29 protein-coding genes are annotated in these 26,762 nt (G+C 58.9%); 13 read left to right on the top strand and 16 right to left on the bottom strand.

Annotation, left to right across the window (positions count from 1 at the left end; translation table 11 throughout):
* Positions 1–171: 171 nt before the first annotated feature.
* Complete coding sequence (gene ttcA / locus RHM68_RS18220; protein ID WP_322217449.1) at positions 172–996, top strand: tRNA 2-thiocytidine(32) synthetase TtcA; 825 nt, start codon at positions 172–174, stop codon at positions 994–996.
* Positions 997–1,035: 39 nt separating this feature from the next.
* A complete protein-coding gene (locus RHM68_RS18215) occupies positions 1,036–1,710 on the top strand; it encodes a DNA-3-methyladenine glycosylase I (protein WP_322217447.1) in 675 nt (224 codons plus the stop codon).
* 81 nt (positions 1,711–1,791) lie between these two features.
* Here RHM68_RS18215 and RHM68_RS18210 read toward each other — a convergent pair whose 3' ends face one another.
* From RHM68_RS18210 to arsC, 3 genes are read right to left on the bottom strand one after another with little or no spacing between them, the layout of a single operon-like run.
* A complete protein-coding gene (locus RHM68_RS18210) occupies positions 1,792–2,217 on the bottom strand; it encodes a DUF2069 domain-containing protein (protein ID WP_322217444.1) in 426 nt (141 codons plus the stop codon).
* Position 2,218: 1 nt separating this feature from the next.
* Complete coding sequence (gene wrbA / locus RHM68_RS18205; protein WP_322217442.1) at positions 2,219–2,815, bottom strand: NAD(P)H:quinone oxidoreductase; 597 nt, start codon at positions 2,813–2,815, stop codon at positions 2,219–2,221.
* Entirely contained in the window at positions 2,812–3,165 is a 354-nt protein-coding gene (gene arsC, locus RHM68_RS18200; protein WP_322217439.1) for an arsenate reductase (glutaredoxin), read from the bottom strand. The genes wrbA and arsC overlap by 4 nt, the downstream gene beginning before the upstream one ends.
* A gap of 114 nt (positions 3,166–3,279) precedes the next feature.
* Here arsC and RHM68_RS18195 point away from each other — a divergent pair, with 114 nt between their 5' ends.
* Positions 3,280–3,747 carry a TlpA disulfide reductase family protein gene (locus RHM68_RS18195; RefSeq protein ID WP_322217436.1) on the top strand — a complete coding sequence of 156 codons (468 nt, stop codon included), beginning with the start codon at positions 3,280–3,282 and terminating at the stop codon, positions 3,745–3,747.
* A gap of 124 nt (positions 3,748–3,871) precedes the next feature.
* On the opposite strand, the gene RHM68_RS18190 is transcribed toward RHM68_RS18195, so the two are convergent.
* Together RHM68_RS18190 and RHM68_RS18185 are read right to left on the bottom strand one after the other, a co-directional pair.
* The gene (locus tag RHM68_RS18190) at positions 3,872–4,276 is read right to left on the bottom strand and encodes an META domain-containing protein (protein ID WP_322217434.1); all 405 of its coding nucleotides are present in this window, start codon (positions 4,274–4,276) and stop codon (positions 3,872–3,874) included.
* On the bottom strand, positions 4,276–4,710 hold the full coding sequence (locus RHM68_RS18185; protein WP_322217432.1) for a hypothetical protein: 435 nt from the start codon (positions 4,708–4,710) through the stop codon (positions 4,276–4,278). Before RHM68_RS18185 ends, RHM68_RS18190 begins: the two co-directional genes overlap by 1 nt.
* Before the next feature lie 135 nt (positions 4,711–4,845).
* Here RHM68_RS18185 and RHM68_RS18180 point away from each other — a divergent pair, with 135 nt between their 5' ends.
* Complete coding sequence (locus RHM68_RS18180) at positions 4,846–5,235, top strand: hypothetical protein (RefSeq protein WP_322223844.1); 390 nt, start codon at positions 4,846–4,848, stop codon at positions 5,233–5,235.
* Between the two features lie 17 nt (positions 5,236–5,252).
* On the opposite strand, the gene RHM68_RS18175 is transcribed toward RHM68_RS18180, so the two are convergent.
* Positions 5,253–6,242, bottom strand: a complete 990-nt coding sequence (locus RHM68_RS18175; protein WP_322217429.1) for a 2-hydroxyacid dehydrogenase — start codon at positions 6,240–6,242, stop codon at positions 5,253–5,255.
* 71 nt (positions 6,243–6,313) lie between these two features.
* A complete protein-coding gene (locus RHM68_RS18170; protein ID WP_322217427.1) occupies positions 6,314–9,067 on the bottom strand; it encodes a response regulator in 2,754 nt (917 codons plus the stop codon).
* A 214-nt stretch (positions 9,068–9,281) separates the two neighbouring features.
* On the opposite strand from RHM68_RS18170, the gene RHM68_RS18165 reads away from it, so the two are divergent.
* Complete coding sequence (locus tag RHM68_RS18165) at positions 9,282–10,004, top strand: response regulator transcription factor (protein ID WP_322217426.1); 723 nt, start codon at positions 9,282–9,284, stop codon at positions 10,002–10,004.
* Positions 9,991–11,415 carry a sensor histidine kinase gene (locus RHM68_RS18160; RefSeq protein ID WP_322217423.1) on the top strand — a complete coding sequence of 475 codons (1,425 nt, stop codon included), beginning with the start codon at positions 9,991–9,993 and terminating at the stop codon, positions 11,413–11,415. Before RHM68_RS18165 ends, RHM68_RS18160 begins: the two co-directional genes overlap by 14 nt.
* Here the strand turns inward: RHM68_RS18160 and RHM68_RS18155 are convergent.
* From RHM68_RS18155 to RHM68_RS18145, 3 genes are all read right to left on the bottom strand, one after another.
* Complete coding sequence (locus RHM68_RS18155) at positions 11,369–12,244, bottom strand: DUF6279 family lipoprotein (protein WP_322217421.1); 876 nt, start codon at positions 12,242–12,244, stop codon at positions 11,369–11,371. The genes RHM68_RS18160 and RHM68_RS18155 overlap by 47 nt on opposite strands.
* A gap of 79 nt (positions 12,245–12,323) precedes the next feature.
* Positions 12,324–13,040 carry a TorF family putative porin gene (locus RHM68_RS18150; protein ID WP_322217419.1) on the bottom strand — a complete coding sequence of 239 codons (717 nt, stop codon included), beginning with the start codon at positions 13,038–13,040 and terminating at the stop codon, positions 12,324–12,326.
* A 207-nt stretch (positions 13,041–13,247) separates the two neighbouring features.
* Positions 13,248–13,436 carry a hypothetical protein gene (locus tag RHM68_RS18145; RefSeq protein ID WP_017337097.1) on the bottom strand — a complete coding sequence of 63 codons (189 nt, stop codon included), beginning with the start codon at positions 13,434–13,436 and terminating at the stop codon, positions 13,248–13,250.
* 352 nt (positions 13,437–13,788) lie between these two features.
* On the opposite strand from RHM68_RS18145, the gene RHM68_RS18140 reads away from it, so the two are divergent.
* From RHM68_RS18140 to RHM68_RS18125, 4 genes are all read left to right on the top strand, one after another.
* Positions 13,789–14,625 (top strand): S1 RNA-binding domain-containing protein, encoded by an 837-nt coding sequence (locus RHM68_RS18140; protein WP_322217416.1) that lies wholly within the window; start codon positions 13,789–13,791, stop codon positions 14,623–14,625.
* Between the two features lie 46 nt (positions 14,626–14,671).
* Complete coding sequence (locus tag RHM68_RS18135) at positions 14,672–15,076, top strand: DUF2177 family protein (RefSeq protein ID WP_322223841.1); 405 nt, start codon at positions 14,672–14,674, stop codon at positions 15,074–15,076.
* A 293-nt stretch (positions 15,077–15,369) separates the two neighbouring features.
* Positions 15,370–16,815, top strand: a complete 1,446-nt coding sequence (locus RHM68_RS18130) for an NCS1 family nucleobase:cation symporter-1 (protein WP_322217413.1) — start codon at positions 15,370–15,372, stop codon at positions 16,813–16,815.
* Positions 16,816–16,980: 165 nt separating this feature from the next.
* Positions 16,981–17,913 carry a DMT family transporter gene (locus RHM68_RS18125; protein ID WP_322217411.1) on the top strand — a complete coding sequence of 311 codons (933 nt, stop codon included), beginning with the start codon at positions 16,981–16,983 and terminating at the stop codon, positions 17,911–17,913.
* On the opposite strand, the gene RHM68_RS18120 is transcribed toward RHM68_RS18125, so the two are convergent.
* The gene (locus tag RHM68_RS18120; protein WP_322217409.1) at positions 17,858–19,036 is read right to left on the bottom strand and encodes an MFS transporter; all 1,179 of its coding nucleotides are present in this window, start codon (positions 19,034–19,036) and stop codon (positions 17,858–17,860) included. The two genes, RHM68_RS18125 and RHM68_RS18120, sit on opposite strands and share 56 nt — an antisense overlap.
* 103 nt (positions 19,037–19,139) lie before the next feature.
* Here RHM68_RS18120 and ptrR point away from each other — a divergent pair, with 103 nt between their 5' ends.
* Positions 19,140–20,033 (top strand): putrescine utilization regulator PtrR, encoded by an 894-nt coding sequence (ptrR, locus tag RHM68_RS18115; protein ID WP_322217406.1) that lies wholly within the window; start codon positions 19,140–19,142, stop codon positions 20,031–20,033.
* Between the two features lie 138 nt (positions 20,034–20,171).
* A complete protein-coding gene (locus RHM68_RS18110) occupies positions 20,172–20,300 on the top strand; it encodes a PA1414 family protein (protein ID WP_003184145.1) in 129 nt (42 codons plus the stop codon).
* 202 nt (positions 20,301–20,502) lie between these two features.
* Here the strand turns inward: RHM68_RS18110 and RHM68_RS18105 are convergent, their stop codons facing one another.
* The 5 genes from RHM68_RS18105 to speB all read right to left on the bottom strand — a co-directional run bounded on the left by RHM68_RS18105 (position 20,503) and on the right by speB (position 25,703).
* Positions 20,503–21,228, bottom strand: a complete 726-nt coding sequence (locus tag RHM68_RS18105) for an MBL fold metallo-hydrolase (RefSeq protein ID WP_322217398.1) — start codon at positions 21,226–21,228, stop codon at positions 20,503–20,505.
* Between the two features lie 79 nt (positions 21,229–21,307).
* Positions 21,308–22,687, bottom strand: a complete 1,380-nt coding sequence (locus tag RHM68_RS18100) for a sodium:solute symporter (protein ID WP_322217396.1) — start codon at positions 22,685–22,687, stop codon at positions 21,308–21,310.
* A 67-nt stretch (positions 22,688–22,754) separates the two neighbouring features.
* Complete coding sequence (locus tag RHM68_RS18095; protein ID WP_322217393.1) at positions 22,755–24,266, bottom strand: purine-cytosine permease family protein; 1,512 nt, start codon at positions 24,264–24,266, stop codon at positions 22,755–22,757.
* A gap of 54 nt (positions 24,267–24,320) precedes the next feature.
* Complete coding sequence (locus RHM68_RS18090; protein ID WP_322217391.1) at positions 24,321–24,743, bottom strand: YybH family protein; 423 nt, start codon at positions 24,741–24,743, stop codon at positions 24,321–24,323.
* 9 nt (positions 24,744–24,752) lie between these two features.
* Positions 24,753–25,703, bottom strand: a complete 951-nt coding sequence (speB, locus tag RHM68_RS18085) for an agmatinase (RefSeq protein WP_322217389.1) — start codon at positions 25,701–25,703, stop codon at positions 24,753–24,755.
* Positions 25,704–25,868: 165 nt separating this feature from the next.
* Between speB and RHM68_RS18080 the strand changes: the two genes are divergently transcribed.
* Complete coding sequence (locus RHM68_RS18080; RefSeq protein ID WP_322217387.1) at positions 25,869–26,762, top strand: LysR family transcriptional regulator; 894 nt, start codon at positions 25,869–25,871, stop codon at positions 26,760–26,762.

Below are 26,762 nucleotides of genomic sequence, written 5' to 3'. Positions count from 1 at the left end.
GGTCTTACCCGCGCGGGTTGCGGGGCTTTAGAGCAAATCGCGCTGTAAACCTGGTGGCTAATCGCCGTAGGGTCTGTCAGCACCGATCCCTGTAGGAGGGAGGTCATTTCGCCCGCGCAAAGTTTTTGCGTAAAATGCCGGCCTCTCGTCATACCTCACGGGTTTTGCGTCATGGGCACTCTCACGGTCAACCAGAACAAACTGCAAAAGCGCCTTCGCCGCCAGGCCGGTGAGGCTGTTGCCGATTTCAATATGATTGAACACGGCGACAAGGTCATGGTCTGTCTGTCCGGTGGTAAGGACAGTTACACCCTGCTCGATGTGCTGATGCACTTTCAGAAGGTCGCCCCAATCCAGTTCGACATCGTGGCCGTGAACATGGACCAGAAGCAGCCAGGCTTTCCCGAGCACGTGCTGCCGGCCTACTTTAAAGCGCTGGGCGTGGAGTATCACATCGTCGAGAAAGACACCTATTCGCTGGTCAAGGAGCTGATTCCGGAGGGCAAGACCACCTGCTCGCTGTGCTCGCGTTTGCGGCGTGGCACGCTCTACACTTTTGCCGACAAAATTGGCGCGACTAAAATGGCACTCGGTCATCACCGCGACGACATCGTCGAGACGTTCTTCCTGAACATGTTCTTCAACGGTTCGCTAAAGGCCATGCCACCAAAGCTGCTAGCCGATGACGGACGTAACGTGGTGATCCGCCCGCTGGCCTACTGCAACGAAAAAGACATTCAGGCCTATTCGGACTTCAAGCAATTCCCGATCATCCCGTGCAACCTCTGCGGTTCCCAGGAAAACCTGCAACGCCAAGTGGTCAAGGACATGCTGCAAGAGTGGGAGCGCAAGACCCCTGGCCGAACGGAAAGCATTTTTCGCAGTCTGCAAAATGTGCAGCCGTCGCAACTGGCGGATCGCAATCTGTTCGACTTCACCCACCTGTGCATCGACGAAACCGCCGCATCGCGGTTCGTCAACGTGGTCAACCTCTAAACAAACACAGGTTATGTATTTCAATCCTCAGGAGAGGGCATGCGCGATTACAAGTGGCTGCACGAATACTGTCTGAACCGCTTCGGTTCGGCGGCTGAGCTGGAAGCCCATCTGCCGGTTCCGAAAACCCCGGCGCAATTGCGCAAGATCAGTGACGACCGCTACCTCTCGACCATGGCGTTGCGGGTGTTTCGCGCCGGTCTCAAGCACAGCCTGGTGGACGCCAAGTGGCCGGCGTTCGAAGAAGTGTTTTTCAAGTTCGACCCGGAAAAAGTCGTGCTGATGAGTGCTGAACACCTGGAGCGACTGATGCAGGACGCGCGAATCATCCGCCATTTGGGCAAGCTCAAGAGCGTACCGCGCAATGCGCAGTTCGTGCTGGACGTGGCGCATGAAAAGGGCAGCTTCGGCGCGTTGATCGCTGACTGGCCGGTGACGGATATCGTCGGTCTATGGACGTACCTGAAAAAGCACGGCCACCAGTTGGGTGGATTGTCGGCACCGCGCTTCTTGCGCATGGTCGGCAAGGACACGTTCGTGCCGAGTTACGACGTGGTCGCCGGGTTGAATGCGCAGAAGATTGTGGACAAGGTGCCTACCAGCCAGCGGGATTTGGCGTTGGTGCAGGAGGTGTTTAACCAGTGGCATGAACAAAGCGGCGGAAGGCCAATGAGCCAGATTTCGATGATGCTGGCGTACACCGTCAATCACTGAAGCCGAGTCGTGCCCTTCGCAGGGGATTTACGAATCACGCAAATCCCCTGCGCGAGCTAACCCGTTCGCGAAGGCGGCCTGTCAGGCGACGCCGATTTCGCCTTCGCCCGCCAGCTTGCGATTCAACTGAAACCGCCAACGCACGTACAGCAACGCTGAGCAAAACACCGCCAGACTCGCGCCCATCTCCAGTAAGCCGAACACCTGCCGGTTCGGGTCATAAGCGGCCAATGCGCCCTTGATGAAATACAGATTCACCACAAAGCACATCCACGAGTGCCCGCGCGCGCTGCCATTGATCATCCCCGGTGCCAGCACCAGCAGCGGCACCAGTTCGATCAGCAGAATCACCCACGGCCTTGCGCCGTGGAGGTCGGCAAACATCAAGTAGTAGGCGCACAGCAACCCCACCAGGCCTAAAAAACACAGCAGGCTGATGACGCGCATCGCCCGAACCCTGGGTTCCAGCCATGCGATGGAAGGCAAGATTTTCGGCTTCTTGGCCACGTCAGTTCCCCAGCTTCTGCGCCGTCTTCGCCAGGCGCAGGCCCAAGGCTCTGCACAGCGCGACTTCATGTTCGTTCAAGCCGTTTTTACCATCGGCCCCAGCGTGGTGGCTGGCGCCATACGGGGTGCCGCCGCCGCGTGTTTCCAGCAACGCCGATTCGCTATAGGGCAGGCCTGTGATCAGCATGCCGTGGTGCAGCAGTGGCAGCATCATCGACAAAAGGGTGGTTTCCTGGCCACCGTGCAGGCTAGCGGTAGAGGTGAACACCCCGGCCGGTTTGCCCACCAGTGCGCCGGTCAGCCACAGGTTACTGGTGCCATCGAGGAAGTATTTGAGCGGCGCGGCCATGTTGCCGAATCGGGTCGGGCTGCCAAGGGCCAGGCCGGCGCAGTTTTTCAGGTCGTCGAGGCTGGCGTACAACGCACCTTGATCCGGAATGTCCGGCGCCACGGCTTCACACTCGGTCGAAATCGCCGGCACCGTGCGCAGACGCGCTTCCATTCCTGACTGCTCGACGCCGCGGGCGATCTGCCGGGCCATTTCATTTGTCGAGCCGTTGCGGCTGTAGTACAGAACCAGAATGTAGGGTGCGCTCACGGTAATAGCTCCAGCAGGTTTTCTGGCGGACGGCCGATGATGGCTTTGTCGCCGGCTTCCAGAATCGGTCGCTCCATGAGTTTCGGGTGCGCGGCGATGGCGGCGATCAATTGCGTATCGCTCAGGCTGGCGTCGGCCAGGTTGAGGGTTTTATATTCTTCCTCACCGGTGCGCAGCAGCTGTCGCGCACTGAGGCCGAGCTTCGTCAGCAAACCCTTGAGCTGCGCGGCGTCCAGCGGTGTTTCCAAGTAGTGAACCACGGTCGGGCTCAGGCCGCGGGCTTGGAGCAGTTCCAGCGCACCGCGTGATTTCGAGCAGCGCGGGTTGTGATAAAGCGTCAGATCGGTCATGTGCGGGTCGCATCTTGCGTAAGGTGGCGGCTATTCTAACTGTGCAGCGCGGAATCCAGAACCTTGGGCGGCGATGGGTCGCAGGCGCATTCTTTTTTTGACAAGGAACATGACATGACAAGGCGACTGGCAGCGGCATTGGCGATCATCGGGACGTTGATGCTGGGGGGCTGCGGTAATGACTATGGCGTTGATCAAAATGGCCATAAAGTCGCGGCTGAACATCTGGATAAACAATGGCTGGTGCTCAATTACTGGGCTGAATGGTGTGGCCCTTGCCGTACTGAAATCCCGGAGTTGAATACCTTGGCCGAACAGCTCAAGGCTAAAAAAATCAGCGTGTTCGGGGTCAACTTCGACAATGTGCAGGGTGAGGACTTGAAAAGCGCCAGTGAGAAGCTGGGCATCAAGTTCACCGTACTGGCCCAGGATCCGGCCGACTTATTCGATTTGCCCCGCAGTGAAGCGCTGCCGGTGACGTACATCATCGACAACAAGGGCAAGGTGCGCGAGCAACTGTTGGGCGAGCAGACGGCGGCGGGGGTGATCGCCAAGCTTGAGGCGCTGCAAGCAAAGAATTAAAGCGCTGGTTTTGATGCCGATCGTTCCCACGCTTTGCGTGGGAAGACATCGAGTGACGCTTTGCGTCGCTGGGACGCTGAGCGTATCTGCGCGCAGAGCACAGGGGTGATCGCTGAGGAGCGGATCAACCCTCTTCAAGCCACCAACGCAATGGCTTGCCCTGGGCCGGCCAGAAGCGCATCTGGTCGATCGGCGACACGTCCCACCGCTGCACGTTTTCCAGTGCCTGCAGGAAACGTTTTTCCTGCTCCATCAACGCCGGTGCGCAGAGTTTTCGAGTGCTGCCGATTTGGCCGAAGCTGAGCTTTTCGCCTTCCAGGGTGTAGGGGGCGAACCAGTGGTTACAGCCACCATTCCCATACGCTCGCCCGTCGTCACCGAGGGTGATGGTCAGGTGGCTGTAATCCATCAGCGGGCGTTCACCGATCCATTCCAGAATGTAGCTGCGATTCTGTTGCGGCGGTTCAGGTGTCGTGGCGCAGCCCAACAGGCTTGCGCCAACCATCGCGGTCAGAGCAAGGCGCTTCATCACGCCGGCTCCTGGCATTTTGGGCAGCGGTGTTTGTCGCCGGTTGTGATCCAGCCCAGCTCGGCAATTCGCGCCGTGGCGGCAGGTTTTTCAGCCTTGTTGCCCAGTTTGGCGTCGACCGCGAACTCGAAGCTCAGTTCTTTGGCGCAACTGTCGCAATGCACTTTCCAGGTGTGGATCGCCAGTTCGCCGAACACCGGCCCGCTGGCTACCGCGACCCATTGGCCCGGCGGGTTGATCAGGTGGCGAACCGTTTCAACGGTCAGGCGCATGGACAAGTCCTTGCTGCCTTTAAGGGTGACCACCAACACGTCGCTGTTACGAATCGAGCCGCCGTTGCCGGTGACTTGATAACGCCCAGGCACCAGCGCGCGGCATTCGGTGAGGGTGTGTTGCGGGTTCATCAGGCTGTAGCGGAAATCGTGTTCGACCATGGGTCCTCCAAATATGCGCGGTATGCTAGCACGGGCATCCCCACAGCATGGTGCGGGCATGTGACCTTCGATCAGGTTCAAATCTTCAGCAGGCTCATGGCACACTGCCGCATTTTGCACCTCGAAGGAACGAACATGGCATTGATCGAGTGTTATGAATGCAACAAAAGCATCAGCTCTGAGGCGACCGCATGCATTCATTGCGGCGCTCCGGCTGCGGCGGTGAAACCGTCCACTTCGCCGGCCTCGCCGATCTCTTTCGGGCATTTGCCGAGGGATGAAAAGGTCGCCAAGGTCACGCCTGCCGCGTTCGGGCGCAGAGTCAGGTCTGAGGGCACACTGGCGCAAGCAGTGCCTCAAACGACGCCCTCAGGCCTGCGCCCAGTAGAAAACTGGCTGAAGATTATGGTGTTTTTGCTGCCACCGTTTTTTGTCTGGTTCCTGTTGCGCCGTGGGCATTCACTGAAACAGCGTTTGATCGGTTTCGGTTGGCTGGGGCTGATGATTCTGTTGTCAAAAGGCTAGCCCCGGCATTTCCCGGCTCAGCCTTCGACCTGATTCTGTGATCTGCCTGCGGCCCAGTCGGCAATGTTCTGCAAGGTGGTGGTAGCGATTGCGTCCAGCGCCTCTCGGGTCAAAAAGGCCTGGTGCGCGGTGATGATCACGTTCGGGAAGGTCAGCAGTCGGGCCAGAACATCGTCTTGCAAGGGTAAGTCGGAGCGGTCCTCGAAGAACAGCTGCGCTTCCTCCTCGTAGACATCCAGTCCCAGGTAGCCCAATTGGCCGTCTTTCAACGCGTCGATCAGTGCCGGTGTGTCCACCAAGCCGCCGCGCCCGGTATTGATCAGCATTGCACCCGGTTGCATATGCGCCAGTGACTGGCGGTTGATTAAGTGTTTGGTCTGCTCGTTGAGCGGGCAGTGCAGGCTGACGATCTGCGCCTCGGCCAGCAGTTCTGGCAGGCTCAGGTAGCGGGCGCCCAAGGCCTCGACATGTGGATTGGGGTAGGGGTCATGAGCCAGCAGGCGGCAACCGAAGCCGTTCATGATGCGGGCGAAGGTTGCGCCGATCTGCCCGGTGCCGACCACCCCTACAGTCTTGCCCACCAAGTCGAAGCCGGTCAGCCCGTGCAGGCTGAAATCCCCTTCGCGGGTCCGGTTGTAGGCACGGTGCAGGTGCCGGTTAAGGGCCAGGATCAACGCCACCGCATGTTCGGCCACCGCGTGTGGCGAATAGGCCGGGACCCTCACGATGGTCAGCCCCAGGCGCTTTGCCGCTGCCAGGTCGACATGGTTATAACCGGCCGAGCGCAGGGCGATCAATTGGGTGCCGCCCGCCGCCAGTTGCTCTAGCACCGGGGCTCCGAGGTCATCATTGATGAAGGCGCAGACCACTTCGTGATGCTCCGCCAGCGCCACCGTGTCCAGGCTCAGGCGCGCGGATTGAAACTGTAACTCGATCCCGGCTGGCAGTCGGGCGGAGAGGAAACTGTCGCGGTCGTAAGCCTGACTGCTGAAGAGAATCGTGCGCATGGCGACCTTCTATCTGTGTCGGGAAATAGGCTAAGCCTAGACGCCTTGGCGTCCGGCACTATTGCGCTGGGTCAGGCACTGATACGTGCTTGTGCGGCCAGTCGATTGATCGACCGCTCCAGTTCTTCGAGTGCCGCCGGAGCTTTCGGGTCTTGTTGCTTGAGCAGCGTTTCGCTGCGCTGACAGGCGGCGCGCAACTGCGGCACGCCGCAATAACGCGTGGCGCCGTGGAGGCGGTGAACCCGCTCGATCAGGGCGTTCTGGTCGTTGGCTTCGCGGGCGACGCGAATGGCCTCGCGATCGGCTTCGAGTGAGGCCAGCAGCATCGCCAGCATGTCCGCTGCCAGGTCGGCTTTTCCGGCAGCCAGGCGCAGCCCTTCCTCAGGATCCAGCACCAGCAACTCGTGGCCGCTGCCAGCGTTGTCGCTTACGCGCTCCGGCCCTTGATTGCGCAAGGCCAGCCCGGTCCACTTCAATACCACCTGGCCCAGCTGTCGCTCGCTGATGGGTTTGGTCAGGTAATCGTCCATACCACTTTGCAGCAGAGCCCGTTTTTCGTTGGCCATGGCGTGGGCGGTGAGGGCGACGATGGGCAGCGGTGTGCAATGCCGTTCGCTTTCCCACTGACGAATCGCCTCGGTGCTTTGGCGTCCATCCATGCCGGGCATCTGCACGTCCATCAGCACCAGGTCGAAGGTTTCGCTTTGTACCGCTTTGACGGCGGCATAACCGCTTTCCACGGCCAGCACCTTGGCGCCCATGTCTTCGAGCAGCGTTTGCACCAGCAGCAGGTTGGCCGGGTTGTCGTCCACGCAAAGGACCTTCGGCGCGCGGCTGGACAACGGCTCGCCGGGTTCGCTGCGTTGACGCCGAGGGTTGACCAGGTCGGACAAGGCTCGGCGCAGCTTGCGCGTGCAGGCCGGTTTGGCCTGGAGCTGGCTGTGGGGGTTGGGCACCGAGAGGTGGAATAACGTCTGTTCGGTGGTCGGGCACAGCACCAGCACTTTGCAACCCAAGTGTTCGAGATCCCAGATGTGCTGATTGAGTCGCTCCGGTGGCATGTCGTTGCTGGTGATGCCAAGCACGGCCAGATCGATTGCCTGTTCGGTCTGATGGGCACCGGTGACGCCATTGGTCAGGCTTTCAAGGGTATTGAACGATGTCACTTCCAGGCCACAGTCTTCCAATTGATGCTGCAAGGCCTGACGGGCCAGCTCGTGGTTTTCCAGGACCGCGACCCGACGCCCGAGCAATGGCGGGCCAGGCAGGTCTTCAGCGTCGTCACGGGTTTTGGGCAGGCTCAGGCTGATCCAGAACTCGGAACCTTCGCCCGGTGTGCTTTCGACCCCGATCTCGCCGCCCATTTGTTCGATTAATCGCTTGGAAATCACCAGCCCCAGGCCGGTGCCGCCCGGTTGGCGCGACAGCGAGTTATCGGCCTGGCTGAAGGCCTGGAAAAGGGCTCTCACGTCTTGGCTGGAGAGGCCAATGCCGGTGTCCTGAATGCTGATACGCAACTGCACGTTGTCTTCGTGCTCTTCTTCGAGCATCGCCCGGGCGACGATGGTGCCTTCACGCGTGAACTTGATCGCGTTGCTCACCAGGTTCGTGAGGATCTGCTTGAGCCGCAGCGGATCGCCCACCAACGATAACGGGGTGTCGCGGTAAACCAGGCTCACCAGCTCCAGTTGTTTGGCATGGGCGGCGGGAGCGAGGATGGTCAGGGTGTCCTGGAGCAGGTCGCGCAGGTTGAACGGAATGTTATCGAGTACCAGTTTGCCGGCCTCGATTTTCGAGAAATCGAGGATCTCGTTGATGATCCCCAGCAGGCTGTCAGCGGACTTTTCGATCGTGTCCAGATAGTCGAGCTGGCGCGGGGTCAGCTCGCTTTTTTGCAGTAAGTGGGTAAAGCCGAGGATGCCATTGAGTGGCGTGCGGATTTCGTGGCTCATGTTCGCCAGGAACTCGGATTTGATCCGGCTCGCCTCCAGTGCTTCCTTGCGTGCCAAGTCCAGCTCGATGTTCTGGATTTCGATGGTTTCAAGGTTCTGGCGCACGTCTTCGGTGGCTTGATCGACGCTGTGCTGCAACTCTTCACGGGCATTTTGCAGGGTGCCAGCCATGCGGTTGATGCCGGACGCCAGTTGATCCAGCTCTTGGCTGCCAAGGGGCGGTAGACGGGTTTCCAGATGTCCGTCCTTGAGCTGGGCCACCGCTTGCTTGATCTGCCCGAGTGGCCCGTTGATGGTCTGCCCCATGCGCAAGGCCAGCAACGCCGCACCGGCCAGACCGGCGCCGATCAGCAGCAGGCTGGCGAACAGGCTGCGGTAGCCGCGCAGCAGCATGCCATTGTGTGACAGTTCGAGTTCGACCCAGCCCAAGAGGCGATTTGCTTCTTCGGGAATCACATCACCGGCCAGATTACGGTGCCTACCGAATACCGGCAGCAGATAGCGGGTGGCGTCATTACCGCTGCGGCGCAGCATCTGTGTGTTGTTACCGACGGGCGCCTGATTAAGCATGGTGGGCCCCGCGTGGGCCAGCGGCGTGTGGTCGGGCGCAAGGAACGTCACCGCGCGAACATCCGGCTGCTCCAGGGACTGGGTGGCGATGCGTTCGAGCAGGTCGGTGTTTTTGTGGCCCATGGCCGGAGCGACCAGCGGCGCGAGCTGTTCGGCGATCATTTCGCCACGCTGCATGAGCTGGGTTTGCAGGTCCGTTTGCTGCATCCACGTGAAATAGCCGCCCAGCACCAACGCCATCAGCGTGGTCGGCAGCAAGGTCAACAGCAGCACGCGGCCTTTAATTCCCAGTTTCTTGAGCACGCATTTCCCCTGCATCCAGCGATTGATTGACCTGTACGTGCATCCGGCACGTACCACTTGCGCAGTGTAGCGATTTGCTTGCAGGCAATCTTTCTAAAATTGACGAGGTGATTTGTCTCGCCGGCTAGTGCTTTTGCATCGATGTCCATCCGTGGGTTGCCCCTGGCGAGGCAATCTTGAATAATCGGCGATTGAGAATTATTTGCAGATGCTCATGACGCCAATCGCTCACAACGCTCCTCGCATTCTGTCCATTGAAGATGACCTTGTCCTGGGCGCCTATGTCCACGACCATCTTGGCCGCTGTGGCTTTCAGGTGACCTGGTGCCAGAACGGTCACGAGGGCCTGGCGATTGCCCGTCGGCATCCTTTCGATGTCGTGCTGATGGACATTCTGCTGCCGGGGCTGGACGGTCTGGCGGTGCTCACCCAATTGCGCCAGAGCCATGCAACGCCCGTGCTGCTGATGTCGGCACTCGGCGCGGAAGCGGATCGCATCAGCGGCTTTCGCCTGGGCGCCGACGACTACCTGCCTAAGCCGTTCAGCATGGCGGAGTTGCGGGTGCGTATCGAAGCCATCCTGCGGCGAGTGGCGCTTGATCGCCGCCCTGAACCGCCAGCGCCTGCACGTGACGCACATGGCCTGCGGCTCGATGATGATCTGTGCGAAGTCTTTTACGATGGGCGCGCCGCCGGCCTGACGCGCAGCGAGTATCGGCTGCTGGACACGCTCAATCGCAACGCAGACGAAGTATTGAGCAAAGCTTTCCTTTATCAGCATGTCCTGCAACGGGGGTATGCCCCTCATGATCGCAGCCTCGATATGCACATCAGCCAGATCCGCCGCAAACTCAAGGCCACCGGTTACACCGAGCGCGAAGTGCGCACGGTATGGGGCAAAGGTTATGTATTGAGTGCCGTTGATGAAATGTCCTGACCTGCCTGGCCGGCATTCGCTGTTCTGGAAGCTGGCGTGCCTGTTGGTCGCGTTCTGTCTGCTGATGATCTGGCTGAGCGGGTCCTGGGGCCGCTACATGGAGGAGAAAAACCTGTTTCTGTCCGACCAGGCGCGTGGCGCGTTGGCGCAGTTTGCGCACCAGGCAGAGCGCGCCTGGAACGAGGGTCAGCGCAGCGGCGTCGATACCTGGCTGGACAGTGTCCGCCAGCGCGAATCGACGTGGGTCGGGGTCATCAGCGGAGATTTACGGTCCCTTGGCGGCACCCCGCTGACAGACAAGGAACTCCAGCACCTGACGTTTTTACGTGGTCCGGACTGGCCGATCAGTCTTCGTTCGAAAAATCTTCCGTGGCTGAAGGTGCCTTTTCCCAATGATCCGTCGGCCGGCAGCGTGGTGATCGAGTTGCCTCAGCGCTTCCTGCCGGGCAGCTATCGGCTGTTTTGGCACGTGATCACGACAGCCGTCATTCCGGGAGTGTGTACGCTGCTGCTGTGCGTCGGCCTGTATCGGTTGCTGGTGGTGCCGTTGAATAGCCTGCGTGAACAAGTCAGTGCCTGGCGCGCCGATCCCTTGAACGTCCGTCTGTCATGTCACACCACCAATCGTTCGGATGAGCTGGGTGAGCTGGGGCGCGCGTTTGATCATATGTCCGAGCGCTTGCAAGGCACTGTGGCCTTGCAACAGCAACTGTTGCGTGACCTGTCCCACGAATTGCGCACGCCCTTGAGTCGTCTGCGGGTGGCCAGCGAAAGCGAGCAGGGGTTGCTGCAATTGCGCGAGCGCATCGGCCGCGAGGTTGACGGCATGCAGCGTCTGGTCGATGACACCTTGCAATTGGCGTGGCTCGATACCGAACGTAAACCGTTGCCCGACGAAGCGATTCAGGTTCACGCCTTATGGGACATGCTCACGGAAAATGCGTGCTACGAAAGCGGCTGGCCAGCCAGTCAGTTGCTATGTGAGGTCGACTCGTCGTGCTGGGTGCGCAGCAATCTCAATGCGCTGGCGCAGGCGCTGGAAAACATCCTGCGCAATGCGATTCGTCATTCACCGAGCGCAGGTGTGGTGCGCCTCGCCGGGCAGCGTGAGGGCAACTTCTGGCATCTGTGGTTGGAGGATCAGGGCGGTGGAGTGGCTGACGCGGATCTTGAACGGATCTTCTCGCCTTTTACACGACTCGACGGTTCGCGGCCGGGGGATGGCGGGTTTGGACTGGGTTTGAGTATTGCCAGGAATGCAGTGCAGCGTCAGGGTGGGCAGCTTTGGGCTGAGAACAGTGCCGAGGGGCTGCGGCTACATATGCGGTTGGTGGCCGAAAAGAAGGTCGTTGTTGAGGAGGACTTCACGAGCCCACCGGCTTCGCGGCCTTCAGACATTTCAAATCATTGAAGTCTTTGCGCACTCCGTCGATTTTTTTCAACAAGCGCTGACGCTGGGCGGGCGTACTTTCGGCCATCAAATCGACGATCAATCCTCGTGCCTGAGCCTCAGTGTCGGCGTAGGCCAATTGATAAGCCGGCGTCCACAAACGCTCGGGATTGACCAGCAGCGTCTCTATCTGCTGCGCGAACTCGGGGCTTTGGCGTTGTGCTAGCGCGGCACTGAACTGCTGCTGCCAGTGAGCGCGGTTGGCAAGCCACTGCTGATTCTGCTCGCCCAAGACCTTTGACCACGTCACGACACGTTGCTGCTGGCGGGTGCTGAGGGGACCAAGCCAGTCGTTCAGCCTTTTCTGCATGCGCTCGCTACGTTCCTTGATCTGCTGATCGAGGGGCGGCGTGAGGTATTCCTCCTGGCGTTTGCGCTGGTCCTTGACGAAGGCATCATTCATGTCCGCGATTTGCTTGTCGTTCAGCCCCTGCAACAGTTCGATGGCCGAAGGGGTAATCGCTCGTGCGGTCTGGGCGATGGCCTGTTTGGCTTCCAGGGTACGGGCCTGCAGGGTCGCATCGCTGACTTGATTCGCTTCGACCATGGCTTGTAAACGGTCGAGCCAGTCGAGATAACCCGGTAGTTGTGTGGTGCAGTGCCAGCTCAGATGCTCTTTGAGGCGTTCATTGAACCAGCCTTTTTGCTCGCCACTCATGTCCAGGTAGTCGCTGAGGGTCCACGGGATGATCACGTCAAGGTTGCGGTAAGCCAGTCCCACTCGGCTGCACGCACCGAGGGCGAGCGTGAGGGTGACTAGCACAACGATGTGTTTAAACCAGCGCGACATGAGCGAATCCTTGCGTGAGCCTGGCTTCTAAAGGAGGGCCTTCTATGTGAACGCAGAATGAGCCCCGCAGTTCAGCGGATCAATAGAAGGCGCGTTCGGCCTTGAGGGTCACGAGTCCATCGCATTGGCTGTTGTGTCCGGAGTACGCAGAGCAGTTGCTGCCGCTGAGGCTGGAGTCGCTGTAAATCAGGTCTAGATCGATGCCCATGAAGGCTCGGGACAGTTGCAATGACCAGTCGGTGAACGTGCTGACTGACCCTCCGTCGACGGAAACCGGGCTGTTGAGTTGGTGGGTGGTGTATTTCATGCTGACGCCGATGCCGAAGGGCTGATTGCCACCCAAATCGGCGAACAGCGTGCTGTTCTGTTTGTCCGGGTCGTTACTGAAGGCGGCGCCGAAACGGCTGCCCAACACGGTCAGGCCGCCGAAAAATTCCTGGCTGTCGAGCGTACCCACTTCGGGGTAGCTGTAGTGCATCATGCCGACTTCATAGCCGAGTGTTTTATCAAAAGGCTGTTTAAAGCCCAGGTAGGAATCCACCTCAAGATTGCTGCCGGGGCTCACACCCATGCTCGGCGCCCACTGGCCGACGTACCAGCCACTGTCGTGACCCAGGTCGAGACCGCCATGGAACGAGCCGGTTGTCGAAGGTTTTACCAGCCCTTGGGCCATGCTGCGGCTGGGAGTGGTGCCGAGTTTGAGGTCGAAGTCGCCCAGTTCTCGCTGGAAGATTTGCGCGTGAGCGACTGAACACGACAGCAGGGTGGCGAACATTAAGCAGGAGGATTTGAGCATGCGTCACTCCATGAACAGCGAGGAGCAGGAATCAGAAACCTGTCGAAACGCTTGATCTAGACGTGTGCAAGCATACCGGCGAATACTCGGTTTTGAGGGCCGTTCGTCGATTTTTGCAACATGGGTTGTTTTAGCGGGGGGGATACAAGGGTTCCAGTCCAAGCGCTTCGATGTTCAAAGCGCTTAGGGACCAGGTGACGCGCAGGGTTACTTTTTGCCCAGAGTAATCTGTTTTGACGGGCCGAACGTTTGGCCGCTGACGCCTTTGGCAATTTGCTGAATCTCGCCGCCAGACTTCAGGAACGCAGCAATCTGGTTGTTGATCGATTCGCTGGTTTCAACGGCTGGAGCTGGCTTTGCTTTGCTGTTGGATGCTTTTACACGCATGGCGGCCATTAACCTATAGAAAATTAACTTGGCCAAGCATCGTACAGGAAATACTTGACAATTGCTTGGTAAATATCCCCCTGAAATAACCGAGGATATCGCTCGATTACTCACAAGTTATTGTTCGAAATACCCTGCTAAGCCGCTGTTTTAAATAAGAACGTGAGTTAGCGCAAAGCATTTTAGGCAGGGCGGACAGTGGCCATGAACGCCGATTTGGTCAGACGAGCGGCCTGATGCATGTCGGGGAATCCACCGAAATTAAGGGGTTCGCAGAGATTTTCTTGCGCCACCGGGCCGGCTAGCGAGCGCGAACGGCAAAACCGGGTAGAATGCCGCCCACGCAATGAGGGTATTGGAAATGGCTTTAGTCGGGCGTTACAACAGTTTGCAAGTGGTTAAACACACTAACTTCGGTTTATACCTGGACGGTGGTGCGGACGGGGAAATCCTCCTGCCTAATCGTTATATCCCCAAAGATATTCCCAGCGAAGATGAAGACTGGCTCAACGTTTTTGTTTATCTGGACAGCGATGACAAGCTCATCGCAACTACCGAAACACCGAAAGTTCAGGTCGGTGAATTCGCCAGTTTGAAAGTCGTTGAAGTCAACAGCATTGGCGTCTTCCTGGATTGGGGCCTGCCCAAAGACCTGTTGCTTCCGTACTCCGAAGAAAAGCGTCAGATGACCGCGGGTGAGTATGTGGTGGTGCATGTCTATCTCGACAAGCATACCCGTCGCATCACCGCCACTGCGCGCCTGGATCGCTATCTGGACAAAACCCCGGCCAACTACACCGCCGGCCAAGAAGTTGATCTGCTGGTTGCCGAAGCCACCGACATGGGCTTCAAGGCAATCATCAATAACAAACACTGGGGCCTGATCCACAAGAACGAAATTTTCAAGTTCATGCGGGCCGGTAAAGAAGAGAAGGGCTTTATCAAGGAAGTCCGTCCCGACGGCAAGATCAGCCTCAGCCTGCAACCGGTGGGCGAGGAAGCTGCGACCAGTCTGAACTCGAAAATCCTCAGCAAGTTGCGCGATAACAACGGCACCCTGCCCATCAGCGACAAGAGCGATCCTACGCTGATCAGCAGCATGTTCGGTGTCAGCAAAGGTAATTTCAAGAAGGCTATTGGCGCGTTGTACAAGAACGGCCAGATTGTAATTCATGCCGATCGCATTGAACTAAGCTGACCTTTCGTCGGCCCCATGTAGGTCGATCACATGGGGTTGGATGGCTATGAAAAAAGCGTTGTTTGCCTACGCTGGCACCTTGCTTGCGTTTCTCGTACTCGATGGCGTCTGGCTCGGCGTTTTGATGGCGCCGACCTACCGGGCGCTGCTCGGCGGGCTGATGCTCGACCAACCGCTGCTGGCCCCGGCAGCGGTGTTCTATCTCCTTTATGTGATCGGGTGTGTGGTGTTCGTGGTATTGCCGTCGAGTTCTTGGCAGCGCGCCGCGCGTTTGGGCGCGTTGCTGGGGTTGGTGGCTTACGGCACGTATGACCTGAGCAACTGGGCGACGCTGAAAGGCTGGTCGGCGCAGTTAGCTGCAATGGATATGGCTTGGGGCGCTGTTGCGACGTGTGTGGCGTGTACGTTCGGGTTTTTTGTGGCGAACAGAAGGGCCAACACCCAACTGTAATTTTTGCTGACGGGTCGAATGCCTTCGCGAGCAGCAGTCAGTGATTACGGTTGTATACAGAAAAATCTGCACTATTTGTAGGCGCGAACGCCCTGTTCGTGAGCAAAAATTCTTTTTAGAAGGTTTCAGTACCAGGTCATTTTCTGGTCTGAAAGCCATCACTGTCACACCTTCTGCTCATTTGGCACGCATTCTGCGTGGCAATTCGTATACAAACCATGCCAGCTCCCGTGTGCAGTGTGGTCGCCACATCAATCTCGGGGGCCTTGCCTGTACTTTCGAGGAGCCCCGCGATGACCGAGAAAATGCCCAACGGCTACAGCCCCCGCTTGTATAACCAAGACCTGGGGCCGCTGCCGCAAAAATGGAATTGGTACAACATTTTCGCTTTTTGGATGAGCGACGTGCATAGCGTCGGAGGGTACGTATTCGCCGCCAGTTTGTTCGCGTTGGGGCTGGCCAGTTGGCAGGTGTTGATTGCCTTGCTCGGCGGGATTTGCATCGTGCAGGTGATCGCCAACCTGGTGGCCAGGCCGAGTCAGCAAGCCGCGGTGCCCTACCCGGTGATTTGCCGGTTGGCGTTCGGTGTCTTCGGGGCGAATATTCCTGCGGTGATTAGGGGGCTGATCGCGGTGGCCTGGTATGGGATTCAGACTTATCTGGCGTCGAGCGCTCTGATCATCGTCGTGTTGCGGTTTTTTCCTTCGATGGCGGCCTACGCTGAACCCCACTTCGCTGGTTTGTCCTACTTAGGGTGGTTCGGTTTTCTGAGCCTGTGGTTAGTTCAAGCGCTGGTGTTCTGGACCGGTATGGAGTCGATCCGACGTTTCATCGACTGGGCAGGCCCTGTGGTGTATGGCGTGATGTTCATGCTCGCCGGCTGGATAGTCTGGCAGGCAGGTTGGAGCAACATCAGCTTTACCCTTGCTGAAAAATCCCTGTCCGGCTGGGAAGCGTTCGGTCAGGTGATTGTCGCGATGGCACTGGTGGTGTCGTATTTCTCTGGCCCGACCTTGAATTTCGGCGACTTCAGCCGTTACTGCCGCAGCATGAACGATGTACGCCGGGGCAATTTCTGGGGGTTGCCGGTGAATTTTCTGGCGTTTTCGCTGGTGGCTGTGGTGATTGTTTCCGGCACCTTGCCGGTGTTCGGTGAAATGCTTCACGACCCGATCGCCACCGTCTCACGCATCGACAACAACGTGGCTGTGCTGCTGGGTGCCTTCGCTTTCGTCACCGCGACCATCGGCATCAACATCGTCGCGAACTTTGTGTCTCCGGCGTTTGACTTCGCCAACGTTGCACCGAGCAAAATCAGTTGGCGTGCTGGCGGCATGATCGCCGCCTTGGCGTCGATTTTCATCACCCCGTGGAACCTGTTCAACAACCCCGAAGTGATTCACTACACCCTCGATGTGCTGGCTGCGTTCATCGGACCGTTGTTCGGGATTTTGCTCGTGGATTACTACTGGATCAAGCAGCAGCAGATCGACGTTGACGCCCTGTTTAATGACGGCCCGAGCGGGAAGTATTACTACAGCGGCGGGGTCAACTGGACGGCGGTCAAGGCACTGATTCCGGCGACCTTGGTCGGCGTAACCATTACCTTCATTCCGGTACTGCAACCGATGGCCAACTTCGCCTGGTTCACTGGCTGCTTTCTAGGTGGTCTGCTGTTCTTCGTTCTGGCTAAGCGCGAACAGGCACAGCAATCTGTTGCATTGGTCACGTCAGCCTGACGCAACGAGGTATTTAAAGGTCTGTGGCTGGCGGCATTTTCTGGCCATTTGGTTGATAATCGACAGCATAATTTTTCGCCCTGGCCCGCGTTGCTTAACACGAGGGTCGGGGCTTTGCTTTTACTGTCGAGTCATTGCCATGGATTGTGTTATCGAGGTGTTCCGGTGAGCGCCACCCGGCGTAGCGCCGACGGGTTTGCGCTGCAAGTGATGATGGGTTTGTGCCTGATCTGGGGCGTGCAGCAGGTGATGATCAAATGGGCGGCGCCGGACATCGCTCCGGTCATGCAGGCGGCGGGGCGCTCAGGTATTTCCGCGTTGCTCGTAGGACTTCTCATCTGCTGGAAGGGCGGTTGGGACCAAGTGGGCGACACCTGGCGTGCCGGACTGCTGGCGGGAGCGCTTTTTGGTCTGGAGTTTTACTTCATTTCCGAAGGCTTGCAGCTGACCACTGCGGCGCACATGTCGGTGTTTCTTTACACCGCGCCGATCTTCACCGCGCTGGGCGTTCATTGGCTGTTGCCCAGTGAGCGTTTAAGACCGGTTCAATGGCTGGGGATCTTTCTCGCTTTCGTCGGGATTGCCGTTGCGTTTGCCGGTGGTGTTTCCTGGGATCACCTTGATCACCGTATGTTGCTGGGTGATGCCTTGGGCGTTCTGGCGGGTGCCTCATGGGGCGCGACCACGGTGGTTGTGCGAGCCTCTCGCCTGTCGGAAGCACCGGTGACCCTGACCCTGTTCTATCAATTGATCGTTGGTTTTGTCGGCCTGTTGCTGATTGCAGTGCTCAGTGGCCAGGTGACTCATGTCAGCTTGACGACCGTGGCGGTGGCCAGTGTGCTGTTTCAGGGACTGGTGGTGTCCTTCTTCAGTTACCTGACGTGGTTCTGGTTACTACGCCGTTATCTGGCGGCGAATCTGGCGGTGTTTTCGTTCATGACGCCGCTGTTTGGCGTCACGTTCGGTGTGGTGTTGCTCGGCGAAGCGCTCAGCTTCAATTTCGTTATCGGCGCGGTGCTGGTGTTGTTGGGTATCACGTTTGTCAGTGCTGAGCAGTGGGTGCGCCGCCGTTTGCGCAAAGCCCTCGGCCAGCATTGATCGGATTCAGCAACAGACCTCCGGCGATCAGCAGCCCGCTGCCGGCAAACACCAGCGCAGGGTGTAGACCGCCGCTGAAATGGCTGCTCAGCGCGGCCAGCAGTGGTCCGCACAGCTGACCGACGGCAAAGCATGCGGTGAGCAACCCGGCGTTGCGCTGGGTCGCTTGGGGCGCCAGTTCCCTGGAGCGTTGCATCACCAGTTGCATAGAGGCCAGAAATGGCGTGCCGCAAAGGATCACGCCTAGCGCCAGGCCAGCACCGCTGCCCAGCAAGCAGGCGAACACCCCGGCGGCTTGCAGCCATAACATCGCCATCAGCCAACGCTGAGTGGTGTTTGGGTTGTGCCGGCGCAGACTCACTAACACCACACCGATAGCGGCTGCGAGGCCGAAGCATGGCCAGAACAGGTCTGCCTGCCACTCTCCTTTGAACTGCGCACTGGCCATTTGCGAGAGGAAAGTGGCGGGAATGATGTAGCCCAAACCGAACAAACCATAGACCACCCCTAAGCGGCCGATGCCTTGCTGGCTCGCCGCACCGCCAGTTGGCGCGGCAACGGGCGCGATTGGTTGCGGCAGGAAGGGCAGAATCACCAGCAGCATCACCAGACCGACAGCGGCATACAGCAGCCATAAGGTCGCCGACGTTTGCCCCAGCAGGTTCGAGCCTAAGGCTAACAACCCTGTCAGAAAAATCCCTAGCCCCGGCCCGGCAAATACCAGTGCGCCCAGTCGAGGACGTCCGGCTGCCGCCGCCAGGGGTTGACTCAGCGCGGTGATCATCACCAGCACCCAGGCGCTGGCCACGCCGGTGCCAAAGCGCAGTACCAGATGAGCCCAGAAGCCGTTGGCCCAGTAAGAGGCGAGCGTCAGCAAGACGCAGAGCCACAACCCCGCGAGTAAACGTCCGCGGACTTGTCCGGGGCGGCGAGCGAACATAGCGTCCACCGCACCGACGAAGTAGCCGAGGTAGTTGGCCGCCGCGATCAGGCCGGCGGCTGTCAGGTCAATCTGGCCTTCGCTGAGCAGGTGCGGCAGTTGTGGAGTAAGGGCGAAACGACCGATGCCCATGGCCATCATCAAGGCGATAAAACTGGCGAGTAAGCGAATCAGTGGTGACATGATTTGAGTTCCAGCAGAGGATCAATGACCGTCAGGCTAGGACTGATTGACTTTCTTTAAAAATGAATAATAGTGAGCAACTTGTTCTTTTTTGGAGAATGCAGTGGAATTTAGCCAACTGCGGATCTTTCAAGCTGTCGCCCAAGAGGGATCCATCACTCGTGCAGCCGAACGCCTGCACCGGGTGCCGTCGAACCTTTCGACCCGGCTTAAACAGTTGGAAGAGCAACTTGGTGTGGAGCTATTCGTGCGCGAGCGTCAGCGTTTGCAGCTGTCGCCTGCGGGAAAAGTCTTGCTGGACTACACCGCCAGACTGTTCGCCTTGCACGACGAAGCCCATGCTGCCGTGCAGGGCGGGCAACCGGCCGGTGACTTCGTGCTCGGCACCATGTACAGCACGGCCGCTATCCACCTGCCGGGACTGTTGGCCCGTTACCACCGCACTTATCCGGCGGTGAACCTGCAAGTGCAGTCCGGGCCGAGTGGCGAGTTACTCGAAGGCTTGCTCACCGGGCGCCTCGATGCAGCGTTGGTGGACGGCCCGCTGGAGCTGGCCGGCCTCGATGGGGTGCCACTGTGCGAGGAACGGCTGGTACTGATCAGCGAGGCTGATCACCCTCCGGTGCGCAACGCTCTGGATGTGGAAGGGCGCTCAGTGTTTACCTTCCGTCGGGGCTGTTCCTACCGGATGCGCCTGGAGGCCTGGTTTGCTCATGACCACGCAGCCATGGGCCGAGCCATGGAGATTGAGTCCTACCCGGGGATGCTGGCGTGTGTGATTGCCGGCTCGGGGGTGGCGCTGATGTCGGAGTCCATGCTGGCCAGTCTGCCGGGTCGTGAAAGCGTTGCGGTCCACCCGTTGGCTGAACCTTTTGCCCGCGCGACGACCTGGCTGATGTGGCGCAAAGGCATGCTGGGGGCCAATCTGAATGCGTGGATTGAGCAGCAGCAGGCGGTGTATCCGTCAGCAACGCTTCAGGTTCAGGCGATGGCTTGAACTAATGGTGGGTAATTTGGATCGATTCAGTAACAGATCATTGCGATCTTCGGCGAGCATTGCGTAGGACTTCGGACTATTATCAGTGCGAAGTGGCTACAGAATTCCGCCACTCAGCACTACCCTAAAGGGGGCACCATGAAAGAGAAAATCCAAAATTGGCTGCATGATCTGGGTGTCGCACTCGGTTTGATCGAGCCGCCTCTGCAACCTGTGCCTATTCGCACTGACGACGAGCAACGCCGGCGTCAGCCGCGCCGCCGGTAGTTGTGGCCAGGGGGCTTGCCCCCGTTCTGCTGTCTACTGCAAAGCCGTCGTAAAGTCTGCTGATGTTGCCTGCCTGACTAAACCTGGCTAAACGGTTTGGGGGCGTTTAGCGGCTTGATGCAGACAAGCCATCTCGTCACAGGCTATTTCATCTGTCTCAAAAAGTGCAGTAAGCAACCGGGCTTGGCCTCATCCTTGGGCCTCAGCTATGGCGCCGCAACCATTGTTCAATCATCGCTCGCAAATGCTCCCCGGAAAAACTTCCGAAATGCCCGCCATGCACGGTGCGGATTGGCAGCGTGCGCAATCGCTGCAAGCTGCGGGCGTAGTCCTCGACGTTGGAGTGGTAGGCGTCTTCGATCAGCGGCCCGTCGTAGATGATGTCACCGCTGAACAGGGTTTCGGTGGTTGCTTCATACAGGCTGATACCGCCCGGTGAATGGCCCGGTGTATGCAAAACCTGTAATACCCGATTACCCAGATCCAGCACATCGCCTTCTTCAATCAGCCCTGTGGCCGGCGCGCCTTTCACCTGATATTCCGCATAGCACAGCGGGCAATCGGGATGGGCTTCGAACATCTCGTCACCGACAAACGCCGTGGCCAAGGTATTTATCCCGTCAGGCTTAGCGAGGATCTGCGCTTCTGCCGGGTGTACCAAGCGTTCAGGAAATTCGTGATGGCCGGCGATATGATCGAAATGGCAGTGACTGGCGACCGCCGCCAGCGGCCGCTCGGTGATCCACGGCAGTTGCTCGCGCAAGCTCACCAGCCCGGAACCGCTGTCCAGCAGCAAATCTTTGTCACGACCCTGAATGTGCCACAGGTTGCAGCGGTAGAAGGGGCGGATGTAAGGCTCATGAATCAGGCGAATGTCGTCACTGAGTTGTTTGACCTCGAACCACTGATCGCGGCTGACGATCTTCATAGGCTGTTCTCCAAGTAAAAAAACGGGTGTGACAACCACTGCCACACCCGTTGAAGAACGTTGTAGCGACAGGACCAGCTTAGATCGCGCTCGCCACCATGACTGGGCGACGAGACAACAGGCTGACCAGGACGAAGCTCACCAGTCCCACGCCCAGGCTGTAGTAAATCGGCGTGTTGGCATCCAGGCCGTCCTTGAGCATGAACACCAGTGCGGTGGCGAAGCCCATGCCCATGCTGGCGATGGCGCCGGAAGTGGTCGCGCGTTTCCAGAAAATTGCACCCATCAGCGGGATAAGCATGCCGCCTACCAACAGGTTGTAGGCCAGGGTCAGTGCGCTGATCACATCGTTGACCACCAAGGCGATACCCAGCACCGCGATGCCGGTCAGCAGTGTGAACAGACGGTTGATGTTCAGGCTCGACGGCTTACCGCCGCGCAATTTCGGCAGCAGGTCTTCGGTCAGCGTTGTGGACGCCGCCAGCAGCCCCGCGCTGGCGGTGGACATCATGGCCGCCAGCGCGGCAGCGATCACCAGGCCACGGACGCCGTCCGGCAGGGACAGTTTGACGATGGCGGCGAAGGCGTTGTTGACGTTGTCCAGATCCGGAATCAGGACGTGAGCCGCCATGCCGATCAGTGCGCAGGCCAGGCCGTAAAGGATGCAGTAGAAGCCGGCGAAGGTCCCCGCGTACTGCGCGATTTTTGCGGTCTTGACGGTGAACACTCGTTGCCAGATGTCCTGGCCGATCAAGATCCCGAAAAAATAGATCATGAAGTAGGTGATGATGGTGTCCCAACCAATGGTGGTGAAGCTGAAGTTGGACGCTGGCAGTTTCAACACCAACGCATCCCAGCCGCCGACGCGGTACAGACAGATTGGCAACAGGATAAACATTAGGCCGACCGTCTTGATGACGAACTGAACGATGTCGGTCAGGGTCAGCGACCACATGCCGCCGAGGGTCGAATAGATCACCACTACACCACCGCCGAGCAATACCGACATCCAGAACGGCAGGCCGAACAGCACTTGCAGCACCGTGCCGATGGCCAGGATAGAGGTTACGCCGATCATCAGCGCGTAGGCCAGCATGATCGCTGCGCTCGCGGAGCGGGCCATCGGGTTATAGCGTTTCTCCAGGACCTGGGTGACGGTATAAATCTTCAGTTTGAGCAGCGGTTTGGCCAGGAAAAGGTTCAGCGCCACGATCCCGCAACCTAGCGCGGCACACAGCCAGAAGCCGGAAATACCATGCACGTAACCCAGGCGCACGGTGCCGACGGTGGATGCACCGCCCAGAACGGTGGCGGCCATGGTGCCCATGTACAAGGTCGGACCCAGGTTGCGCCCGGCGACCAGATAGTCTTCGTTGGTTTTGGCTTTGCGCATGCCGTAGTAGCCGAGCACGAGCATCGCGGCGGCGTAGATGAGGACGACAAATAAATCCAGTGCCATGGTGGCAGGTCTCCGATTATTTTTTTTATGGTGAGGTCAACAGCAATCCCTGGGGGCGCGTGTTGGATCAGGCAGCTTGTCGCATCGTCGATTTTGCGAGCGAATCCGTGCCCTTGCTGCGTGTATCGTCTGGGCCGAACACGGCTGCTGGCTCTGGAAACAAGCTGAGCAGCGCCAAGTACACCAGCGAGGCAAGGCCCAGGGTTACGGGGAGGCTGATGTCGATGCCCCCCGCCAAATTCCCGAGGACACCGACAAATTGTCCCGGCAGGTTCACGAAGCACAGACCTACCAGTGCGCTCGGGATCCAGGCCCCAAGACCGCGCCAGTTCCAGCCATGGGTGAACCAGTAACGGCCACCTTTCTCGCCACGGGTGAACACTTGCAGGTCATCCGGGCAGTAGAAGCCGCGCCGCACCACCAGGCCGATGATCATGATCACCATCCATGGCGTGGTGCAGGTGATGATCAGCACGGCGAACGTCGATACGCTCTGCACCAGGTTTGCCGCAAAGCGCCCGATGAAGATGAAGGCAATCGACATCAGCCCGATCAGCAGCGTGGCTTTGACCCGCGACAGTAGACGTGGGAACACGCTGGACATGTCCAGCCCGGTGCCATAGAGCGACGTGGTGCCGGTGGACATGCCGCCGATCACCGCAATCATGCACACCGGCAGGAAGAACCAGTTGGGCGACACCGCCAGCAAACCGCCGACATAGTTGTTGGCGGCGATATAGTCTGGCGCCTTGATCGCCACAATGGTGGCCGTGGTCAGGCCGAACAGGAACGGGATGAACGTGGCAATTTGCGACAGGACGACGGCGGCCATGATCCGGCCCTTGGACGTGTCACGCGGGATGTAGCGTGACCAATCACCGAGGAACGCACCGAAGGAAATCGGGTTGCTCATGGCCACCAGTGCCGCGCCGATGAAGGCCGCCCAGAAACCCGGTTGGCCCATGCTCACAGTGCCGGTGTAGTTCACATCGAAAGGCCCGGCGAATGCGAAGATGCCCAGCAGAAACAGCAGACTGGCGCTCCACACCGCGATCTTGTTGACCCACAACAGAAAGCGGAAGCCGTAAATACACACCGTCAGCACCAGAATCGCAAACAGACCGTAAGCCAGTCCCAGGGTCAGGTCGGTTTCCGGTAGGCCGATCAGGCGTTTGGCGCCACCCACGAGGGCATCCCCCGAACTCCATACTGACAGCGAGAAGAAAGCGATAGCCGTCAACAGTGACAGGAACGAACCGACGATCCGCCCATGCACACCGAAGTGCGCGCCAGACGACACCGCGTTGTTGGTGCCGTTCAGCGGGCCGAACAGGCCCATCGGCGCCAGGATTAGCGAGCCCAGCAACACGCCTAGCACGATTGCCCAGACGCCCGCCTGAAAGGACAGGCCGAACAGCACCGGGAAACTACCGAGCACGGCGGTGGCAAACGTGTTTGAACCGCCGAAGATCATCCGGAACAAGTCCGTCGGGCCTGCGGTGCGTTCGCTGTCTGGGATTTGTTCTACCCCATAGGTTTCTATTCGTGTAAGGCTTTGGTCGTTGTTGTTTTTATTCATGATCAGCTCCGATCATAAAGGCGCGCTCATCGTGTGCGAGCGTCACCTGTTTGGCTAAGGGGGTGGCAGCCCTTCCGGCATTGCGGATAAATGTTCGTGGCAGGCCAGCCAATGGCCTTGTTGTTGTGGGCCAGACGCTTGTTTTTTGAAAACAATCGTCTCGCGCTCCTGGCTGAAGTGTCGCGTCCCTTGCAGGCGCAGCTCGGTGGCTACGTCATGGATGAAAATCGCCACGTCACCTTGCAGGCTGACAAAGGCGTTGCTTGAGGTACATGACAGCACCTCGAAGCTATCCTCGGCCCGCCAACTGTCCCACAACGCCTGATAGGCATCGCGCGACAGCAGAGGCTGTTCGAGGGTGTAGAACACGAAGCTGGCATCGGCGCTGAAAGCACCGAAGTAGCCTGCGCGATCGTTTCGGGCAAATGCCGATACCAGTTCAGCGGCAGCGCTGAGTACCTGAGTCTGTTCGTTCATGACCGATTCTCAGCGGTGGGCCACGCCCGGCAGTACGCAGAGCATTTCGTACAGCAGGTTGGCGGCCAGCAGCGAGGTGTTGCCGCTGGTGTCGTAAGCGGGCGAGACTTCTACCAGATCGCATCCGACCAGGTCGAGGTCTTGGCAGCCACGGACAATCTCGATCGCCTGAATGGTCGTCAGGCCGCCGATTTCCGGGGTGCCAGTGCCTGGAGCCCAGGCCGGATCGATGCCGTCAATGTCGAAACTCAGGTACACCGGACCGCCGCCGACTTTTTCGCGCACCTCGGCCATCAACGGCGCCAGCGATTTGTGCCAGCACTCTTCGGCCTGGACCACTCGGAAGCCTTGTTTACGGCTCCAGTTGAAGTCTTCAGCGGTGTAGCCCTGGGCCCTCAAACCAATTTGCACCACGCGATCGCAGTCCAGGAGACCTTCTTCAACAGCACGGCGGAACGTGGTGCCGTGGGCGATTTTCTCGCCAAACATGTGATCGTTGACGTCGGCGTGGGCGTCGATATGTACCAAACCCACCTTGCCGTGCTTTTTATGAATCGCACGCAGGATGGGCAGAGTAATGGTGTGATCGCCGCCCAGGGTCAGGGGAATCACATCGTGTTCGAGAATAGCGTTGTAGGACTCTTCGATGATCCGCACGGCATCCAGCAAGTTGAACGTGTTGATCGCCACATCACCTATGTCGGCGACCGACAGCGAGTCGAACGGTGCAGCGCCAGTGGCCATGTTGTAGGGGCGGATCATGACGGATTCGGCACGGATCTCACGCGGCCCGAAACGAGTGCCGGGGCGTAGCGACGTGCCGATGTCCAGCGGCACGCCAATAAAAGCCGCGTCCAGGCCAGCAGCGGTGGGCAGGTGGGGGAGTCGCATCATGGTGGCGATGCCGCCGAAGCGCGGCATTTCATTGCCGCCCAGTGGTTGGTGAAGAATCTTGTCCACGGGTAGGGCCTCATCTTTTTTGTATTAGGGGGCGATTTTGCGAAATGCAGTGGGTGGGAAGAATCGCTGCGGACAAATACTTAGTTCAGATTTTTCTAAACTAATGAGCGGCGCGGCGATAGACTTGCGTTCGTGTGCGCACCCGCTAAAGACGGAACCTTCCCAATGGCCAACGCTTTACCCGACCTCAAACTATTGCGCATCTTCGTCAGCGTGGTTCGCCATCAGGGGTTTGCCAGCGCCCAGCACGAACTCAATCTCTCGACCTCGGCCATCAGCACGTACATGAGTCAGCTCGAAGCGGCGCTGGGCCTGGTACTTTGCCATCGCGGCCGTGGCGGGTTCAGCCTGACCAGCAAAGGCGAGCTGTTTCATCAAGAAACGCTGCGCCTTTTGGGTGAGCTCGAAGGGTTTGAACAATACGCCGCGGCCCTCAAGGGTGAACTGCGCGGCACTTTGAACCTGGGAGTCATCGACTCCACCGTCAGCGACAAGGCCTTGCCCTTCGCTGAAGCCATCGGCGCCTACAGTCAGGAACACCCGGCGGTGCATTTGCACCTGTCGGTCATGAGCCCTTATGAGCTGCAACTCGGCGTGCAGGACAATCGCCTCGACCTGGCCATCGGTGCGTTTTCAACGCGCATGAGTGGTCTGGTCTACATGCCGCTGTACCGTGAACAGCACTGGTTGTATTGCAGCAGCCGACATCCGCTGTTTACCGAGCGGCGCATTCCCGAACAAGTCATCACTCAGCAGCGCATGGTCGGCCGTGGCTACTGGAGTCAGGCCGAACTGGCACGCCATGGTTTCAAACACAGCGCGGCCACGGTGGAAAGCATGGAAGCCCAACTGATATTGGTGCTGTCCGGTGCATACATCGGTTATTTGCCGGAGCACTATGCTCAGGCTTGGGCCGATAAGGGTGACCTGCGCGTGCTGCTGCCGGCGACCTTTGGCTATCAGGCCCCGTTTTCGATGATCGTGCGCCGTGGCCGCAGTCGCGAACCGCTGATCCAGACTTTTCGCGATTTGCTTAAAGCGCAGCTCAACCAGGCTTAA

Source organism: Pseudomonas sp. DC1.2 (assembly GCF_034351645.1).
In the GTDB taxonomy this organism is placed as follows: domain Bacteria; phylum Pseudomonadota; class Gammaproteobacteria; order Pseudomonadales; family Pseudomonadaceae; genus Aquipseudomonas.
The sequence above is the reverse complement of the archived record's forward strand: the minus strand, read 5'-3'. Positions and strand labels throughout refer to the sequence as shown.

Coding starts and splice junctions, on each gene's coding strand:
- RHM68_RS18190 (WP_322217434.1), bottom strand. CDS start 4,276: ATGAAGCGCCTTGCTCTGACCGCGATGGTTGGCGCAAGCCTGTTGGGC.
- RHM68_RS18175 (WP_322217429.1), bottom strand. CDS start 6,242: ATGCGCACGATTCTCTTCAGCAGTCAGGCTTACGACCGCGACAGTTTC.
- RHM68_RS18150 (WP_322217419.1), bottom strand. CDS start 13,040: ATGCTCAAATCCTCCTGCTTAATGTTCGCCACCCTGCTGTCGTGTTCA.
- RHM68_RS18155 (WP_322217421.1), bottom strand. CDS start 12,244: ATGTCGCGCTGGTTTAAACACATCGTTGTGCTAGTCACCCTCACGCTC.
- ttcA (WP_322217449.1), top strand. CDS start 172: ATGGGCACTCTCACGGTCAACCAGAACAAACTGCAAAAGCGCCTTCGC.
- RHM68_RS18180 (WP_322223844.1), top strand. CDS start 4,846: ATGGCATTGATCGAGTGTTATGAATGCAACAAAAGCATCAGCTCTGAG.
- RHM68_RS18120 (WP_322217409.1), bottom strand. CDS start 19,036: ATGTCACCACTGATTCGCTTACTCGCCAGTTTTATCGCCTTGATGATG.
- RHM68_RS18135 (WP_322223841.1), top strand. CDS start 14,672: ATGAAAAAAGCGTTGTTTGCCTACGCTGGCACCTTGCTTGCGTTTCTC.
- RHM68_RS18095 (WP_322217393.1), bottom strand. CDS start 24,266: ATGAATAAAAACAACAACGACCAAAGCCTTACACGAATAGAAACCTAT.
- RHM68_RS18185 (WP_322217432.1), bottom strand. CDS start 4,710: ATGGTCGAACACGATTTCCGCTACAGCCTGATGAACCCGCAACACACC.
- RHM68_RS18130 (WP_322217413.1), top strand. CDS start 15,370: ATGACCGAGAAAATGCCCAACGGCTACAGCCCCCGCTTGTATAACCAA.
- RHM68_RS18145 (WP_017337097.1), bottom strand. CDS start 13,436: ATGGCCGCCATGCGTGTAAAAGCATCCAACAGCAAAGCAAAGCCAGCT.
- RHM68_RS18165 (WP_322217426.1), top strand. CDS start 9,282: ATGACGCCAATCGCTCACAACGCTCCTCGCATTCTGTCCATTGAAGAT.
- RHM68_RS18105 (WP_322217398.1), bottom strand. CDS start 21,228: ATGAAGATCGTCAGCCGCGATCAGTGGTTCGAGGTCAAACAACTCAGT.
- RHM68_RS18110 (WP_003184145.1), top strand. CDS start 20,172: ATGAAAGAGAAAATCCAAAATTGGCTGCATGATCTGGGTGTCGCACTC.
- RHM68_RS18215 (WP_322217447.1), top strand. CDS start 1,036: ATGCGCGATTACAAGTGGCTGCACGAATACTGTCTGAACCGCTTCGGT.
- RHM68_RS18160 (WP_322217423.1), top strand. CDS start 9,991: ATGAAATGTCCTGACCTGCCTGGCCGGCATTCGCTGTTCTGGAAGCTG.
- RHM68_RS18140 (WP_322217416.1), top strand. CDS start 13,789: ATGGCTTTAGTCGGGCGTTACAACAGTTTGCAAGTGGTTAAACACACT.
- RHM68_RS18195 (WP_322217436.1), top strand. CDS start 3,280: ATGACAAGGCGACTGGCAGCGGCATTGGCGATCATCGGGACGTTGATG.
- RHM68_RS18080 (WP_322217387.1), top strand. CDS start 25,869: ATGGCCAACGCTTTACCCGACCTCAAACTATTGCGCATCTTCGTCAGC.
- RHM68_RS18100 (WP_322217396.1), bottom strand. CDS start 22,687: ATGGCACTGGATTTATTTGTCGTCCTCATCTACGCCGCCGCGATGCTC.
- RHM68_RS18090 (WP_322217391.1), bottom strand. CDS start 24,743: ATGAACGAACAGACTCAGGTACTCAGCGCTGCCGCTGAACTGGTATCG.
- arsC (WP_322217439.1), bottom strand. CDS start 3,165: ATGACCGATCTGACGCTTTATCACAACCCGCGCTGCTCGAAATCACGC.